At 66.1% G+C, this 16,489-nt stretch carries 12 protein-coding genes; 7 read left to right on the top strand and 5 right to left on the bottom strand.

What is annotated here, in order from left to right:
- The first annotated feature begins 26 nt into the window (after window positions 1-26).
- On the top strand, window positions 27-812 hold the full coding sequence (locus VGE27_RS05720; protein ID WP_331048676.1) for a sugar phosphate nucleotidyltransferase: 786 nt from the start codon (window positions 27-29) through the stop codon (window positions 810-812).
- 22 nt (window positions 813-834) lie between these two features.
- The gene (locus tag VGE27_RS05715; protein WP_331048695.1) at window positions 835-2,208 is read left to right on the top strand and encodes a galactokinase; all 1,374 of its coding nucleotides are present in this window, start codon (window positions 835-837) and stop codon (window positions 2,206-2,208) included.
- On the opposite strand, the gene VGE27_RS05710 is transcribed toward VGE27_RS05715, so the two are convergent.
- The 4 genes from VGE27_RS05710 to VGE27_RS05695 form a co-directional block, all read right to left on the bottom strand.
- Entirely contained in the window at window positions 2,185-3,405 is a 1,221-nt protein-coding gene (locus VGE27_RS05710; RefSeq protein ID WP_331048675.1) for a M20/M25/M40 family metallo-hydrolase, read from the bottom strand. The genes VGE27_RS05715 and VGE27_RS05710 overlap by 24 nt on opposite strands.
- 24 nt (window positions 3,406-3,429) lie before the next feature.
- Window positions 3,430-5,913, bottom strand: a complete 2,484-nt coding sequence (locus tag VGE27_RS05705) for a prolyl oligopeptidase family serine peptidase (RefSeq protein ID WP_331048674.1) — start codon at window positions 5,911-5,913, stop codon at window positions 3,430-3,432.
- 20 nt (window positions 5,914-5,933) lie between these two features.
- Window positions 5,934-6,206: a YbdD/YjiX family protein gene (locus VGE27_RS05700; protein ID WP_331048673.1), complete on the bottom strand. Its 273-nt coding sequence runs from the start codon at window positions 6,204-6,206 to the stop codon at window positions 5,934-5,936.
- Between the two features lie 242 nt (window positions 6,207-6,448).
- Window positions 6,449-8,521 (bottom strand): carbon starvation CstA family protein, encoded by a 2,073-nt coding sequence (locus VGE27_RS05695; RefSeq protein ID WP_331048672.1) that lies wholly within the window; start codon window positions 8,519-8,521, stop codon window positions 6,449-6,451.
- Between the two features lie 185 nt (window positions 8,522-8,706).
- On the opposite strand from VGE27_RS05695, the gene VGE27_RS05690 reads away from it, so the two are divergent.
- From VGE27_RS05690 to VGE27_RS05670, 5 genes are all read left to right on the top strand, one after another.
- Window positions 8,707-9,720 carry an isocitrate/isopropylmalate dehydrogenase family protein gene (locus tag VGE27_RS05690; protein ID WP_331048671.1) on the top strand — a complete coding sequence of 338 codons (1,014 nt, stop codon included), beginning with the start codon at window positions 8,707-8,709 and terminating at the stop codon, window positions 9,718-9,720.
- A gap of 52 nt (window positions 9,721-9,772) precedes the next feature.
- A complete protein-coding gene (locus VGE27_RS05685) occupies window positions 9,773-10,594 on the top strand; it encodes a metallophosphoesterase (RefSeq protein WP_331048670.1) in 822 nt (273 codons plus the stop codon).
- Between the two features lie 86 nt (window positions 10,595-10,680).
- The gene (locus VGE27_RS05680; RefSeq protein ID WP_331048669.1) at window positions 10,681-11,832 is read left to right on the top strand and encodes a VOC family protein; all 1,152 of its coding nucleotides are present in this window, start codon (window positions 10,681-10,683) and stop codon (window positions 11,830-11,832) included.
- Window positions 11,829-12,518: an alpha/beta hydrolase gene (locus VGE27_RS05675; RefSeq protein ID WP_331048668.1), complete on the top strand. Its 690-nt coding sequence runs from the start codon at window positions 11,829-11,831 to the stop codon at window positions 12,516-12,518. The genes VGE27_RS05680 and VGE27_RS05675 overlap by 4 nt, the downstream gene beginning before the upstream one ends.
- Window positions 12,499-13,485, top strand: a complete 987-nt coding sequence (locus VGE27_RS05670; protein WP_331048667.1) for a SprT-like domain-containing protein — start codon at window positions 12,499-12,501, stop codon at window positions 13,483-13,485. Before VGE27_RS05675 ends, VGE27_RS05670 begins: the two co-directional genes overlap by 20 nt.
- A 131-nt stretch (window positions 13,486-13,616) precedes the next feature.
- On the opposite strand, the gene VGE27_RS05665 is transcribed toward VGE27_RS05670, so the two are convergent.
- Entirely contained in the window at window positions 13,617-16,469 is a 2,853-nt protein-coding gene (locus VGE27_RS05665) for a hypothetical protein (RefSeq protein ID WP_331048666.1), read from the bottom strand.
- Window positions 16,470-16,489 lie beyond the last annotated feature (20 nt).

Genomic DNA, 16,489 nt, shown 5'->3' with positions numbered 1-16,489 from the left:
CATTGGCGATACGCACCGCAGTCATCATGGCGCGCGGGCTGGGCACGCGCATGCGACGGGCTGATGCGGCGGCGTCGCTCAATGCCGAGCAGGATGCTGCTGCGTCGACTGGCACGAAGGGACTGATCCCCATTCGCAGGCCTTTTGTTGAATACTTGATCTCGGGGTTGGCCGATGCGGGTATTGAGCGCGTCATACTAGTGGTGGGTCCTGCGCCGGATCCGATCCGTGAGCATTTTGCCACGTCACCACCGCGCCGCGTGGAGCTGGCGTACGCGGAGCAACCCGCGCCGATCGGTACGGCCGATGCCGTGGTGCGCGCCGCCGCTGTCGTGGGTGATGGAGCGTTTCTGGTACTCAATGCCGACAACTACTACCCGGTGGCTGCGTACGCGGCGCTCGCCTCACACGAGGGCGCGGGCACAGTGGCGTTTGACCGGGATGTCCTTGTCCGTGACGGCAACATCGACGCCGAACGGGTGCGAGCCTATGCGGTGCTCGATATCGACGAAGACGACATATTGCGCGGCATCATCGAGAAGCCTGGTGACAGTCTGGATCCTGCAGGTACGTCGGCCCGATGGGTGGGCATGAATCTCTGGGCCGTTACGCCGGATATTGTGGATGCGTGCCGTCGGGTGCCGCGTTCGACGCGCGGAGAGTACGAGCTGCCGGAGGCGGTGGCGCTTGCCTTGCGCGAGGAAGTCCGCATTCGCGCCATCCGGATGGCGGAACCTGTGCTCGATCTCTCGCAGCGGAGTGATATCGCATCCGTGACGGCTCGGCTCATGTCCGTCAATCCCGTCGCGTGATGAGTCGGAGAACGTCGCCGTGATGGGGGGCAGAGCCATCCTCGATGCCTACCCTCTCCCGGACGCGCCGCTCTCGCCAGAGGCGGCCAAGGCCGCTGAGCAACTGTGGCGAGACGCACACCTAGCGCTCGATCGTGTGGACGTACCGCGGCGGGATCGCCGCACCTGGCTCGTGCCCGGGCGTATCGAAGTGCTGGGCAAGCATGTGGACTACGCGGGTGGGCGTTCGCTGCTGTGCGCCGTGGAGCGCGCGCTGGTCGTGGTGGCGCGACCCCGCGACGATGCGATGGTCGTTATTCGCGACGCACGTCGCCGTGAGACCGTGTCCATGGCGATCGGTCATCCACAGCGTGGATCAATCCCGTGGTCCGTCTACCCACGCACTACGGTGTCCCGATTGATGCGCAACTTTGGCGGGGCCGTGCGTGGTGCCGATATCGCCATTGCCAGCAACCTGCCACCTGCTGCGGGTGTGTCCAGTTCGAGCGCACTCACCGTGGGCCTCACCGTCGCGATGGCCTCAGTGGCGGACCTGACGCAGGATGCACGATGGACGAGAGCCATCACCGATCGTCTCTCGCTCGCTGGCTATGTGGGCGCACTGGAGAACGGCGGCGATTTCGCGGGGTTGGGCGGCGAGCGAGGCGTGGGTACGATGGGCGGTGCACAGGATCAAACGGCCATCCTCTGCTGCGCGCCGGGCCAGCTCGATGTGTTCCGGTGGATTCCGGCGGCTCACGAGCAGACCGTGCCCTGGCCGGATGGTCATCGTTTTGTCATTGCGGTCAGTGGTGTGGTGGCAGCCAAGACGGGCGCGGCACGGGAACGCTACAATCGCGTGGCACGCACGGCGCATCGCCTGGTCCAGGCCTGGAATCGTCATACCGGTGATGATGTGCGCACGCTGCACGGCGCGTTCATGGCTGCCGCTGGCGGGGGCGTGCCAACGGATGTGCCACGGGCCTTGATGACGGCCGCAGAGCTCGCGGTGGATCCCGACTTCAGTGCACACCACTTTCGCGCACGGCTCGAGCAGTTCTTCGAAGAGGCCTTTGTGCTCGTGCCCAAGGCTGCTGATGCTTTGCGGTCCAGTGACCTGTCCGCATTCGGATCATTGGTCGACGCCTCGCAGTTCGGTGCCGAGCGGGCGCTGGAGAACCAGATTGCGGAGACCGTGCATCTCCATCGCTATGCACGCGATCTGGGCGCCGACGCGGCCAGTGCGTTTGGCGCCGGATTTGGCGGCAGTGTCTGGGCGATGATTCCCGCTGCGCAGGCCGATGCCTTCATGGCGCGTTGGCGCGAGCGCTACGTGCGCGCGCACCCCGTCGCGGCGCAGCGGTCGCAGTTCTTTGTCACCGCGCCGAGTGCTTCAGCGTTCGAGCTGGTTGACTGACAACGGCTCGGTGGCAAGGCGCAGTACGAGACGCAACAAGCGCTCCACGCCGCGGTGACTGTCCCGATCATCGAACCACTCATCCAGTGTGTGCGCACCGCCGCCTGAACCTCCAGCACCCAGCGCGATGGCAGGGATGCCTCGGGACAGTGGAATATTCGCGTCCGTGGACGCAATGCCGGGACGCGCCGTGCGACCCACCTGCTCCGTTGCGACGATGGCGGCGCGCACGAGCGGATGGTGATCACCGATGGCGCCAGCGGGGCGTTCACCGAGTACGGTGACCTGTTGGGTCAGTGGCCCACGGCCGTGTCGTGCAGACTCATCGCGCACGGCTTGACTGGCAATCGACAGCACAGACGCGCGCAATTGCTGGACAGCGTCCTGCTGGATACCGCGAATGTCGATGTCCACCAAACCCGTGGTCGGAATGGACGTCAGTGATTCCCCGCCGCCGATGCGGGTCACGGCCACGGTCGTGCCGGCCGGGCGCTGCGCCGACAGACGCTCTACGCCAGCCACCATGTGCCCGATGGCGTGAATGGGGTTGGCGGTGTCGGCATCGGTCCAGCTGTGCCCACCGGGCCCCGACACCATGATCCGCAGTCGCACCGAACCCGGTGCACGGTGCACGATGGTGTCGTCGCCGGGTCCGTCGATGGCGATGACGGCAGATGGTGCACGCTCACGATCGACACGATCATCGAACCAGCCGCGCGCACCGCGAAGGTCTCCTGTTCCTTCTTCACCCACCGTGGCGACGAGGTGCACGGGCCGGGTGAGGTGACGCAGTGTCGCGGCGTCGCCAAGGCTGTGAGCAAGTGCCAGCAATACCGCCAGCCCGCGACTGTTGTCGCCAATGCCGGGGCATCGCACCATCGAGTGGTCGCGATGCACGACGAGCGGGGTATTGGCGTCGAACACCGTATCGAGATGCGCCATGCACACGATGGGCGCTGCTGTATGCCCGTGTGGAGACACCACTGCGCACACGTTGCCGTATCGATCCCGGCTGACGGCAAAGGCAGGGATCGCCCTGAGCGCCGCCTCGATATGGGCGCCGCGTGCACCCTCCCCGCCCGTGGGCGAGGCAATGCCGGCAATGGTCATTTGCTGAGCGAGGATCCACTCCTGCCGACCACGCCAGTGATCGACAAGAGTGTGAATCCATGCGTCGGATGCTGGAGCACCGAACATCGGACCGCCCAGAACCTCAGTGGCCTACTTCTTCACTTTGCTACCGTTCGGTCCAATCGTGCGCTCGAACAGCTCGAAGATGCGGCGATATTCATCGGTCCACGAATCGGGGCGCACGAACCCGTGGTCTTCGACCGGATACACGGCCAGCTCCCAATCCGTCTTGCCCAGCTCGATCAGGCGCTGCGACAGACGCACGATGTCCTGGAAGTGCACGTTCGTGTCGACCATGCCATGTGCCATGAGGAGCGGATCCTCGAGGCCTTCGGCAAAAAAGATCGGCGACGAGCGACGATAGGCGAGCGTATCGCCCTGCGGCAGGTTGAGGATGCCGCCCGTGTAGCCGTGGTTGTAATGCGCCCAGTCGGTCACGCTGCGCAGTGCGGCACCCGCGCCGAACGACTTGGGCGCCGTGAACAGCGCCATCAGCGTCATGAAGCCGCCGTAGCTGCCGCCGTACAGGCCGATGCGCTCGGGATCGATGCCATGTTCCTTCTGCAGCCACTTGGACGCATCGACATGGTCCGCCAGATCGCGGCCACCCATCCAGCGATAAATCGCCGTACGCCAGTCGCGTCCATAGCCCGCGCTCGCGCGATAGTCCACATCGAGCACGATGTAGCCCTTGCTGGCGAGCAACTGGTTGAACATGTACTCGCGCGTGTACGTGCTCCAGAAGTCGTGCACGTTGTGCAGATAGCCCGCACCATGCACGAACATCACCGCACCGCCGTTGGGCTTCACGCCCATGTCTTCCGGACGATAGATGCGCGCCGGTACCTCGATGCCATCGCTGGCCGGGATCTTCACGATCGCCGGCTTGAGCCAGGTGCGCGAACGGAACGCCTCAGACGTGGACACCGTCAGACGCGTCTGGTTGCTGCCATCGGCGTTGATCACATACAGCTCGGGCGGCAGGTTGCTGGCTGAGTACACATCGGCGAAGCGCTTGCCATCAGGGCTCGGCGTGAGGCTGTGACCACCATGCTCGCGCGTGATCTTCGTGCGCAGGCCACCGGTGGCGGCCATGCGGTAGGCATGACGCACGAACGGTGACTCCTCGCTGGTGTGCAGCAGGAACGACGTGCCGTCGTCCGAGAGCTCGGCACGCTCCACTTCCCACTTGCCGCTGGTGAGCGGCTGCGTGTCACTGCCATCCGCGTTGGCGGTGTAGAGGTGCGCGTACCCGCTCACTTCGCTGCCATACCACACGCGGCCATTCGGCAGCCAGCCCATGCAGTTCGAGCAGGGGCCGCCCACATAGGCGGTGTCGTTGAGCGCATGCACCACACGCACCGCGCCCGTGTCGCTCACCGACGTGAGATAGCGCCACTTGAAGTCGGGCGTGGACGACGTGATGAGGGCCGCAGATCCGTCGGCCTTCCAGCTCGCCACACGCACCTGCGAGGCAGGACGGTCGAGACTGTTGGCGATGATGCCAAGCGGCTGCAGCCGGCCGGTGGCCAGGTCGAGCCGATAGGCACGTGACCGACCGGTGACATCACCCACCTTCGTACGCGATGGAATGTCTTCGGTGAAACCGCTTGCGGTCACGTAGTTCGGTACGATCGTGTTGCGCGGCTGGCCAGCACCACCGGCAGCGGCCGCGCCACCCTGACCGCCGCCCTGTGCACCGAATCCACCGCCGCCGCCGGGCCCGAATCCACCCGGGCCAGACGCGGTGGTCAGCACGGCGTACTTGAGCGACGGCGACACACTCAGCGATGCCAGACGTTCACCGGCGGGCAGGTACACCGTGGGCAAGCCACGCCCCTGTGCGGCCAGGCGCTGCGCACGCTGCAGCGAGTCGGCACGCTGGCGATCGCGAATCACGTCGAACAGTTCGAGCTGCTGACGTTCTAGCTCACCACGCATGCCCGTGGCACGCTCGGGATCGCGCGGCGCCGGGCCGTTGCGCACGTCGGTGAGCTGCCGCAGATCGCCGTTGGTCAGGTCCAGCACATACGCATTGCCGTCGCGCTGAAACAGCAGCGAGCGATCGTCGGCCGTGAATCGCGGATCCGCTTCGGCGGCGGCCGTCTGCGTGAGGCGTCGCACAGCACCAGTGCGCACGGTGATGAGATACAGGTCGCCACGCACCGCTGTGGCGCGCCGTGTGCGATCTCGGCTCAGCACTCCATCGGCCAGCACCGCCGACACGCTATCCATGTGGGCATCCGTCACCAGCTCCGGCTTCGCGCCGGCAGTGGTGCGCACGCGATACGGACGCAGCGGCTCATTCCACGGCGCACCGGCCGGCGCCCACTGGAAGTACAGCCACTGACCGTCGGGACTCCACGCCGCGCCCTGCGGATCGCGGCCCGTGTGTTCTGGCCCCCGCATGATGTTCGCGATGGTGAAATCGAACGAGCCGGACGCGGGGGCCTGCGCCGACAGGGTCGCGGGCAGCAGCGAGGACGCGGTTCCCGCCAGCGTGACGCCGAGGGACACCATGACAGACGCGATCGACGCACGGGGCGCCGATCGCGTGGGGGCAGAGACGGGCATGGACTTGAGGGGTGAGACGGTCAGCAGCAGCGAGAACCCGGACGGGTGTAGCGATCCGCGAGACGTTCACGCTCGAACGCCGTGGCGTCGAGCGGCGTGCACTCGGGGTACTGGCGACGCATGTGATCGAGGTAGGTGTCGTAGTCCGGCACCCCGATGATGCGGCGCACAACGGAAGCCACGCGCTCTACAGCGTGGCGGATCCGCGCGAGCGGCGACATTGACACGGCATTCGCGCGATCAGTGAGCGGATCGCCGGAAAGCGATGCGCCAACGGATGGGCCGGTGGACATGACTTGAGGGCAGGAGCAGCGGGAGAGCCACGGCACACACATCTGCGATGCCGCGGCACGAAACCGGTACCTCAGGGCCCCGGAAGGCCCGTCACACGCGACGCGGGAGAGGCGGGACTCACCTGCGACATCCCGGAAAGATCGTGCCCGGAAGCCCTGAGCGCGAGAGGGACCAATGACAAAGGCCACGGAGCGCCAAGCCCCGTGGCCTTGTCATCCTGCGATGTCGCGTCAGCGACCCATCAGGCGCCCGTCAGCTGGGTACGCTGATACGGCGTTTCGGTGCTGCCCACGGCCTGCTTGCCGGACGTCACCGCCAGCCACTGACGGATGGACGACGCGAGAATCACGACCACCGCGAGCAGGAAGAAGGCGGCGATCGCGGCGTCGAGTCGATCGTTGAAGATCATGCGCTGCGCCGCGGCCGGTGACGGAATGTTCGCCGGCAACGTGCCACTCGCGATTTGCTCGGTCAGCATGCGGGCATGCGAGAGGAAGCCGAGCTTGGGGTCGCTGGAGAAGATCTTCGTCAGACCGGCCGTCGACGTCACGATCACCAGCCACACCAGCGGGATGATCGTCACGAACGAGTACTTGGCCTTGCCCATCTTGATGATGACCGTCGTGCCCACGCACAGGGCCACAGTCGCCAGCAGCTGGTTCGAGATGCCGAACAGCGGCCATAGCGAGTTGATGCCGCCAAGGGGGTCAGTCACACCCTGGTACAGGAAGTAGCCCCACATCATCACGAACAGCGCCGAGCAGATCACGACCGCCGGATACCACGCCACACGACCAAGGGGCTTGTAGATGTTGCCCAGCAGGTCCTGCAGCATGAAGCGACCGACACGCGTGCCGGCATCCAGCGTGGTCAGGATGAACAGCGCTTCGAACATGATGGCAAAGTGGTACCAGAGCGCCATCGCACCGTCGCCGCCCAGCGCGCGTGAGAACAGGTGCGCCATGCCCACCGCGAGGCTGGGCGCGCCACCGGTGCGCGAGAGCAGCGAGTGCTCACCCACCTGCTTGGCCAGCAGCTCGAGATCGGCCGCCGTGATCGTGGCGAACAGGCCCCACCCGTTGATCGTGTCAGCCGCGCTCATCGCCGTCGTGCCGATGACGGCCGCCGGTGAGTTGATCGCGAAGTAGATGCCCGGCGTGAGCACGCAGGCGGCGATGAGTGCCATGATGGCCACCATCGACTCAATCAGCATGCCGCCGTAACCAATCAGACGGGCGTCCGGCTCACGACGCAGCAGCTTGGGCGTCGTACCCGAGGAGATCAGAGCGTGGAAGCCCGAGATCGCACCACAGGCAATCGTGATGAACACGAACGGGAACAGCTTGCCCGCGAACACCGGTCCGGTACCGTCGATGAACTTCGTGATCGGCGGCATTTCCATATCGGGCAGCACCCACAGGATGCCGATGCCAAGCGCGGCCACCACGCCGATCTTCACGAACGCCGACAGATAGTCGCGAGGCGCCAGCAGCATCCACACCGGCAGCACCGAGGCGAAGAAGCCGTAGATCATGATCGAGAACGACAGCGTCGTGCCGCTCAGTGTGAACACCGGCGCCCACTCAGCGGACTCCGATACCCACTTGCCGATGTAGAGCGACAGGAACAGCAGTGCGAGACCGCCAGCCGTGGCTTCGAGCACCGCACCGGGTCGCACCCAGCGCAGGTAGCCACCCATCAGCATCGCGATGGGGATGGAGAGGCCAATCGTCACCGTACCCCAGGCGCTGTCGCGCAGGGCATTCACGACGATGAGTGCCAGCACGGCGATCAGAATGACCATGATGCCGAGGATGGACACCAACGCCACGGTACCAGCGAGGGGGCCGATCTCGTCCTTCGCCATCTGGCCGAGCGACTTGCCGTCGCGACGCACGGACGCGCACAGGATCACGAAGTCCTGTACCGCGCCACCAAGCACCACACCGACGAGAATCCACAGCGCGCCCGGCAGGAAGCCGAATTGCGCCGCGAGGGTGGGACCGACCAGCGGTCCGGGACCGGCGATGGCCGCAAAGTGGTGGCCGAACACCACCCACTTGTTGGTCGGGACGTAGTCTCGGCCGTCATCCAGACGTTCGGCCGGGGTGGCCCGCGTCGGGTCGAGGGCGAAGATGTCGCTGGCGATGATCCGGCTGTAGAACCGGTACCCGATCAGGTAGACACAGACCGCGGCCGTGAGGAGCCAGGCAGCGCTGATCTTTTCTCCTCGGTTGAGCGCGATCATGGCAAGCGCGCCGGCACCAAGAAGGGCCAGGCCGATCCAGGGAAGGTATTTCAGCAGACGTGACACGCGGCGGGGGAGGGAGGGAGGTCCGCAAGGTGAGATGACCGTACGCGTTCGTTAATGCGCTCGCGCACCAGCCATTGTCAATGAACGCCGACCCGGAAGTGGGCGTTGGGGGCACCATGGGGGACGTTGGGTCGCTAGACTTGTCGTCGGTCCCATTCCTTGCTCGCCATCGTTCCTGTCCAGTCATGCCTACTCCCGTAACGCTCATCCCCGGCGACGGCATCGGTCCGTCCATTGCCGAAGCCACCGTCCGCATTCTGGCTGCCGCAGGCGCCGACATCGAATGGGACCGTCAGGTCGCCGGTATGGCCGGTGTGGCCCGTTGGAATGATCCGATTCCCGAGGCCACGCTCGACTCGATCAAGCGCACGCGCCTGGCCCTCAAGGGGCCGCTGGAAACGCCCGTGGGCGAGGGGTTCCGCTCGATCAATGTGGCCCTGCGCAAGACGTTCGACCTGTACGCCAACGTCCGTCCGGCGTACACCATCGTGCCGGGCCGTTTCGATGACATCGACATCGTGCTGGTGCGCGAGAACACGGAAGGCCTGTACATCGGCATCGAGCACTACGTGCGCATCGGGGACGATCCGAAGGCGGCGGCGGAGTCGGTGGCCATCATCACGCGCGAAGGCTCCGACCGCATCGTGCGGTACGCGTTCGAGTACGCGCTGGCCCATGGCCGCAAGAAGGTGACGCTGGTCCACAAGGCCAACATCCTCAAGTTCTCGCAGGGCCTGTTCCTCGACGTGGGCCGCATGGTGGCCGCGGAATACGCGGGACGCGTGGAGTTCGAGGAGCGCATCATCGACGCGATGGCCATGCACCTCGTGATGCGCCCGGAACAGTTCGACGTCATCGTGACGACCAACCTGTTCGGCGACATTCTGTCGGACGAAATCTCCGGTCTCGTCGGTGGCCTTGGTCTCGCGCCGGGCGCCAACATCGGCAAGACCGCGGCGATCTTCGAGGCGGTGCACGGCACGGCGCCCGACATCGCGGGCAAGAACATCGCCAATCCGGGCGCGCTGCTGCTCGCGGCCTGCATGATGCTCGAGCACATCGGTGACAATGAGCGCGCGCAGCGCATCCGCACCGCGTTCGAGCGCACCATCCGTGAAAAGCTCGCCCTCACGCGCGACCTCGGTGGTACGGCCACCACGGACGAATTCACCGACGCGGTGATCGCTCAACTTGGCTGAACCGGTACCAACCGCCGCAGGTGGGCAGGGCGCGCCGACGGATACTCCGCTCGTGCGCGTCCTGCATCTGTCCGACATCCATTGTGGGCACCCTTTCGTGGGTGCCCACGTGGACGGAGCGCTGGCCCTCGCCCGCGCCGGTAAATGGAACGCCATTGTCGTGTCGGGCGATTTCTCACAGCGTGCCCGCGAGCGGGAATTCCGACAGGCACGCGAGCTGCTGGACACTTTTCGTGCCTTTGCCCCGGTACTCACTGTCCCTGGCAATCACGACACCGCCTGGTGGCACGCGCCCTTTGGCGCCGGTGACGCCTCGCGACTGCACACGCGCTATCGCGCCTGGATCGATGACAACATCGAACCGGTGCTGCGTCTGCCTGGCCTCTCGATCGTCGGTCTGAACTCGGCGTGGGGCATGCTGCCCGCCGCCATGACGTGGTATCCGCGCGACTGGCGCGTGAAGGGCGGGCTCACCGACAGGCAGCTGGATCATGCCGCCGATCGCCTCGCCGAAAGCCCTGCCGGAGATCTCAGGCTGCTGGTCGTGCATCACAATGTCGTGCGGGGCAACCTGTCGCGCCGGTGGGGCATGACACGCCCGCAGCACATGCTCGATCGCATCGCCGCCATGGGTGTGGACGTGGTGTGCACGGGACACGATCACGAGGAGCGCGTGGAGGTGGTGGAGCGCCGCACCGGCCAGTTCGTGATCAGCGCGGCGAACACGCTCTCCCGCCGCATGCGCGGCCGACGGGCCAGCGCGCTCAACATCATCGAGGCCACCCCCACCGACGTCACCGTCTCGGCGTGGACCTATCTGGACGGTAGCTTCATCGCCGGTCCGGCCCGCGCCTCGATGCCCCGCCATTCCTGAACTGTTGAAATCCTGCTTGACAGTGGGCGCCGGGATAATATCTTAGTTCTAAGATAAATCTCGCTCCAGGAGCAGGAGGCAGTACCATGTCGATTCTCGGACTTCATCATGTCACCCTCGTTGCGCAGAATGCGCAGCGCACGGTCGACTTTTACACCCGCGTGCTGGGTCTCCGTCTCGTGAAGACGACGGTCAATTTCGACGACCCGGGCAGCTACCACCTGTATTTCGCCGACGAAACCGGCGGGGCAGGGACGGTCATCACGTTCTTCGAATGGCCGCGGGCGCCGCGGGGCCGCACGGGCATCGGCGGCACGCATCACATTGCATTGCGCGTACCCGACCAGGACGCGCTGCTGCGCTGGAAGCGTCGCCTCACCGACCTCGGCATCCGCGTGCGTGGGCCGTGGAATCGCGAGTATTTTACCAGCATCTACTTCCGTGACCCCGACGGCGTGATCATCGAGATCGCGACTGACGGCCCGGGGATGCTCTTCAACGAGCAGTCGGGTGAGATCCTGCAGCGCACACCGCCTGCGGCGCTGATCGCCGGGGGACGCGACGAAGCGGCGATTGCCGCGATCACCTGGCCGGAGCCGGTGCCTGTCATCGATGCGGCGATGTCACTCACACGTGGCATGCACCACCTGACGGCCATGACATCCGACATCGAGATCACCGATCAGTTCCTGGGTCAGATCCTTGGCATGTCACTGGTGAAGAAGACCGAAAATTTCGACGATCCCGGCACGCGCCACTGGAGCTGGGGGCTGCCTGATGCGCGTCCCGGTTCGTTGGTGACGTATCTGGAGCGTCCGGCCACGGAACGACGCTCACACATGGGCACCGGGCAGACGCACCACTATGCGCTGGCGGTGGCCAACGAGAGCGTGCAGCTCGAGATGCGCGACCGGCTGCTCGAGGCGGGCATTCAGGTGTCGCCGGTGCTGGACCGGGTGTACTTCAAGAGCATCTACACGCGAGATCCCGATGGGCACATCGTGGAACTGGCCACGATGGGGCCTGGCTTCCTCGTCGATGAGCCGGTCGCGACGACGGGCAACACCCTGCGTCTGCCGCCCTGGCTCGAGGAGCAGCGGGCTCGCATCGAACCCGCGCTCACGCCACTTGATCGTGCACCATGGCCGCACGATGGCCATGATGCTGAAAAGGGCATGAGAGGGTATGCGCGGCGACTGTCGGTGTCCGAAGCCAATGGTACCGGAGGCGCGTCGTGACATTCACGTCTATCTCCGGGCCACACGCGGGGCTGGCGCCGGTGCTCGATGGGGCACCGCTGTCCGACGCTCGCATGGCACTGATTCTGGTGCATGGCCGTGGGGGAACCGCAGACGGTATGGTGCCTGTGGCGCGAGCGGCACGGGCACTGGATGCCGCGCTCATTGCGCCGCGGGCGAGCGGCAACAGTTGGTATCCCAATCGGTTTCTTGCACCGCAGGAAGAGAACCAGCCGTGGCTGGACAGTGCACTGAGCGCGGTAGGCAGTGCCGTGGCGATGGCTGCCGCTGCCGGAATTCCGGCGGCGCGCACCATCCTCGTGGGTTTTTCGCAGGGCGCCTGTCTGAGTCTCGAGTATGTGGCGCGCGCCGCGGCACATGGCGAGGCGCCGGTGGGCGGCGTGGTGGCGATGGCGGGTGCGCTGGTGGGAGATCCCACCTTGCCGCGCGTGGCCGATCCGGCACGGGCAAGCGCATTGACCGGTACGCAGGTGGTTTTGGCATGTGGCGATGCCGATCCGCACATCCCGGAGGATTTGGTACGGCGTGCCGCCGAGTACTTCGCAGCGCTGGGTGCGCAGACGGAACTGCGTATTTACCCCGGCGTGGGACATGACATTGTCGGCGACCAGATCGCCGCGCTGCGATCGCTGGTGGATACCGTGCGTGCGGAGCTTCCCGCCTGAGCGGTGGGGCATCATCTTCAACGGGATGCCCCACGACCGCACGTCGCAGCTCGGATTCGATTTTTTCGCGCCGGTCAGCGCGCCTGAAGCGACACCGTTGCATGCGGTGTCGCCGATGGTGCTGATGCAGGTTGTGCCGATGGCGGATGTGCCTCTTCCGGTGGTGGCACCGGTGCAGCCGCAGGCCCCGTTCGCGAGGTTGGCTGTCCAGCCCGAGCCGACACTGCTCGGCATGGAGGCGGTGCCAGCGCCGATGGAGATGGAGGCGCCACCTCAGGAACCGCGTCCCGCTCGTGGGCGTACCGCGGTCCGCGCGCGAACGGCGGTGCTGTTCTCCCGCTTGCAGGACCTGGGACTGCGTGGGGTGGATGGTCTGGTGCTGATGCGCACACGCACGGTGATGGTGTCACTCATCGGTCGTACGTTGCGGGTGCACGAAGGGTATGCCGACGCACCCGAGCGGGTGTTGCGCGCCGTCGTGGCATTTGCGATTGCCCGCACGAAAGCCGAGCGTCAGGCGGCGCGTGATGTGATTCTCGCGCATGACGTGGAGCGTGCGCCGGCGCCGCGTCGCCGCGAACCGGCCCGTCCTGGCGATCTGCCGATGCTGGCACAGTTGGCCGAAGCACATCGTCAACTCAATGTGCAGTGGTTCGCGGGATCGTTGCACGGCATCCCTGTGCGCCTGTCCAGTCGCATGGCGACGCGACTCGGGCACTTTGATCCCGGCTCGAAGCACACGCCGCCGGAGATCGTGCTGTCACGCACGCACATCACCCGGCACGGCTGGCGGGAGGCGATGCACACCCTGCTGCACGAGATGGTGCATCAGTGGCAGCATGAGACAGGGCGCGTGGTGGACCACGGCAGCGAGTTCCGTCAGAAGGCGCGTGAAGTGGGAATCACGCCGGCGGCCCGCCGGGATGTGACGCCGCTGGAGAGGAAACGCCGAGCGGGAACGAGTTGATCCCATCCTGCTGATCGTCTCACGCGTGCAGTCGGTCAGAACGAAAGGCCACGACATTCGTCGTGGCCTTTCGTTGTTCTGCACACGAGACACGGCGGCGGGAGAGGCAGACTCTCCCGCCACCGAATCCGTCACGGCGTGCGGGTGCCGTACACGGCGGCCGAGCGCACGGTCAGGCCTTCCGTGGTCGCCGTCGCGCCGCCAGCGCTGTAGGCGATCGCGCCGAACGACACCGACGTGCCGGCGCGCAGGCCCCAGTTGTTGTCGAACCCGGCGACTCCACTGAAATCAGGCATTTCCACCTCATACGTCGATGCTCCGGCGAAGTAGGCGCGAGTCGCCGAGACGCCCCAGTAGCGATTCACGCCGCCCACTGTCTGCGAGAAGGTGCCGAACAGCATGTCGCCGTAATCGGACTGCCAGGAGCCGCTCACCCGGAGGCGGGCGTAAGGCGCGGTGGCAATGGTCACCAGACCGCTGCCGGTAATGGCCAGGTCGGGGCCGAGGGTGATGCTCTTGTCGCCGAGGTTGCGGTTGAACAGCGTGACCGAGCGCGACGACACCGGGAGATTGTTCACGATCACGGTGGATGTGGCCTGCACGAGGTGGAAGTCACCCGCCTGCGTCAGGTTGGACGGGAGGCCGTACACCGTGTTGGTCGCTCCCGAGCCGCCCGTGAGATTGCCGAAGGAGAACCCACCGAACGTGCCGTTGCCCGTCTGGAAGGTGGCAATGACCGTCAGCAGCCCACCCGACGGATTGGTGACCGTCACCTGAGCGGTGCCCGGCGAGAACGCTTCACTCGAGTTGAAGTCGATCACCGGAATCGTGCTGCCGCTGGCGTAGTTCACGTTCCGTCGCAGGATGCCCTTGTCCGGCACGATGGCGACGGATGAGCCGTTGATGGTGGTGCTGGCACGGAAGGCGATGAGGTCGGTATTGCCCTGCGCCACGCCCGTGAGGTTGAAGCCATTCTGGCCGAAGGTGGACTGGGCAAAGGCGCCGCCGATGCTGACCTGGCCCGACTGCAGCGCGCCGCTGAGACCAGCGAACGTACCGTTCAGGGTCTTGCCGCTCTCCGGATTGTTGGTGCACTCGGCGAGGCCGTAGGTCGTCAGTTCCTGCGCCGAGCCGTAGTACACAGTCACCGCGAAGCCGTTGTTGCCATCGGGCTTCGCCCACGCCATGCCGCCCACACCCGTGATGCTGAAGCTGTAGGTCTGGTTGGCGCCAGCCGTGGCACGGGTCCATGCGCCGGTCGTACCACTGCGGTATGCCACCCAGAGGGGGTACTCGGTCGCATCGCAGAAGCGGGCCGTCACGTTGCCGCTGCCACCGCCAGTTGCCGTGACCGTGCCCGCCACCGTGGTGGTGACGTTGGCCAGACCGGTCGCGGTGCCGGTGATCGTGCCGGTGAATGCGCCCGTCGTGGCGCCCGCCGTGGCCGTGAACGTCACCGTGGACGTATTGCCGGTCGGCGCTGCCGGATTGAAGGTCGCCGTCACGCCCGAGGGCAAGTTGGTGGCCGCGAGGTTCACTGCGCCCGTGAAGCCACCCGCGCGGGTGATGGTCACCGTGCTGGTGCCCGTGCCGCCCTGCTGCAGGGTCACGGCGCTGGCGGCCATGGTGTAACTCTGCGCGGCGGTGACGGTGAGATTCACCGTGACCTGCGCGTTGGTGGTGCCACCGCCGGGGAGCGCGCCGCTGGCGCTGACCACGATCGGGTACGTGTTCGGTGCCACCGTCGAGGCGACGGTGAAGCTGAGCGCCGATGTCGGCGTCGCAGCGGTGAGCGTGGCCGGCGAGAACGTCGGCGTGACGCCCGCAGGAGCACCGGTGGTCGTGAGAGCGACATCACCCGTGAACCCGCCCAGGCGCGTGAGGGTAATGGTGGCTCCACCTGATGTGCCGGCTGCGGTGGTGACCGTCGGCTGGCTGGTGGCGACCGAGATGCCTGGGGCCGCTGCGATGGTGACCGCCACCGTCGTGGTGGGGTTTGGAGTCACACCTGTGCCGGCGCCCGTGATGGTCAGGTTGAACGTGCTTGGAACCGCGGCCGCCGTGGTGACCACCGACAGCGTGGCCGAGTTGGCGCCAGTCGCAATTGAAGTGGGAGCCACGGTCGCCGTAACGCCCGCCGGTGCGCCATCCACCGTCAGCGCCACCGCACCCGTGAACGTCCCTGTGCGGTTGAGCGTGATGTCTGTGGTGCGTGTCTGGCCGGCCGTGATGCTGAGGGCCGGGTTCACGGCCGTCAGCGAGAAGCCATTGGCCGTCGCGGAGGTTACGGTGAGGGTGACCGTGCGATTTTGCGTCGTCACACCGGTACCCGAAGCGGCCAGCGTCACGGCCGTCGCGGAGACAGCAGGTGCCGTGGCGCTGGCGGTGAGCACCATGGTGCCGGTCGTGGCACCAGCTGCGATCGTGACGTTCGGCGCGGTGACGCCAGTGGGCAGGCCCGTTGCCGCGACCGTCACAGCGCCCGTGAAGCCACCTGCCCGCTCGATGGTGAGCCCGATATTCTGCGATGCGCCCTGCGTGATGGACGCCGTGGCAGGGGTGGCCGTGAACGTGATCGACGGCGTCGGCACCTCCACGGTCACGTTGGCCGTGGCGTTCGTCACGCCCGGTCCGGACGCAATGATCTGAACGGCGCCGCCGGTGGCCGTCGCACTGGCCGTAATCGTCGCCACCGACGTGGTGGTGGCCGATGACAGTGAAGCGGGATTGAACGTCACCGCCACGCCGCTGGGCAGCGTCGTGCTGGTGGTGAGTTGTACCGCGCCCGTGTAGTTGCCGCCGCGGGTGAGTGTCACAGTGGTCGTTGCGCTCGCACCGCGCGCAACGGAAACAGTCGCAGGCGATGCCTGAATGGCAATCGTCGGTGTGGGCGGCGGGGTGACAGGCCCGCCATCGCCGTCTCCACCGCCCGAGCATCCGGCCAGTGCGAGCAAGGCGAAACTGAACAACTGCAAGCGACGCATCGAAGTCCTCTAGTTTTTGG

Origin of the sequence: Gemmatimonas sp., assembly GCF_036405635.1 — a bacterium.
Lineage (GTDB): Bacteria > Gemmatimonadota > Gemmatimonadetes > Gemmatimonadales > Gemmatimonadaceae > Gemmatimonas.
Note: the sequence above shows the minus strand (reverse complement) of the source record. Positions and strands in the feature narration are given on the sequence as shown.

Coding starts and splice junctions, on each gene's coding strand:
- VGE27_RS05700 (WP_331048673.1), bottom strand. CDS start 6,206: ATGTCCACCGGCCCATCCGTTGGCGCATCGCTTTCCGGCGATCCGCTC.
- VGE27_RS05680 (WP_331048669.1), top strand. CDS start 10,681: ATGTCGATTCTCGGACTTCATCATGTCACCCTCGTTGCGCAGAATGCG.
- VGE27_RS05690 (WP_331048671.1), top strand. CDS start 8,707: ATGCCTACTCCCGTAACGCTCATCCCCGGCGACGGCATCGGTCCGTCC.
- VGE27_RS05665 (WP_331048666.1), bottom strand. CDS start 16,469: ATGCGTCGCTTGCAGTTGTTCAGTTTCGCCTTGCTCGCACTGGCCGGA.
- VGE27_RS05715 (WP_331048695.1), top strand. CDS start 835: ATGGGGGGCAGAGCCATCCTCGATGCCTACCCTCTCCCGGACGCGCCG.
- VGE27_RS05705 (WP_331048674.1), bottom strand. CDS start 5,913: ATGCCCGTCTCTGCCCCCACGCGATCGGCGCCCCGTGCGTCGATCGCG.
- VGE27_RS05710 (WP_331048675.1), bottom strand. CDS start 3,405: ATGTTCGGTGCTCCAGCATCCGACGCATGGATTCACACTCTTGTCGAT.
- VGE27_RS05720 (WP_331048676.1), top strand. CDS start 27: ATGGCGCGCGGGCTGGGCACGCGCATGCGACGGGCTGATGCGGCGGCG.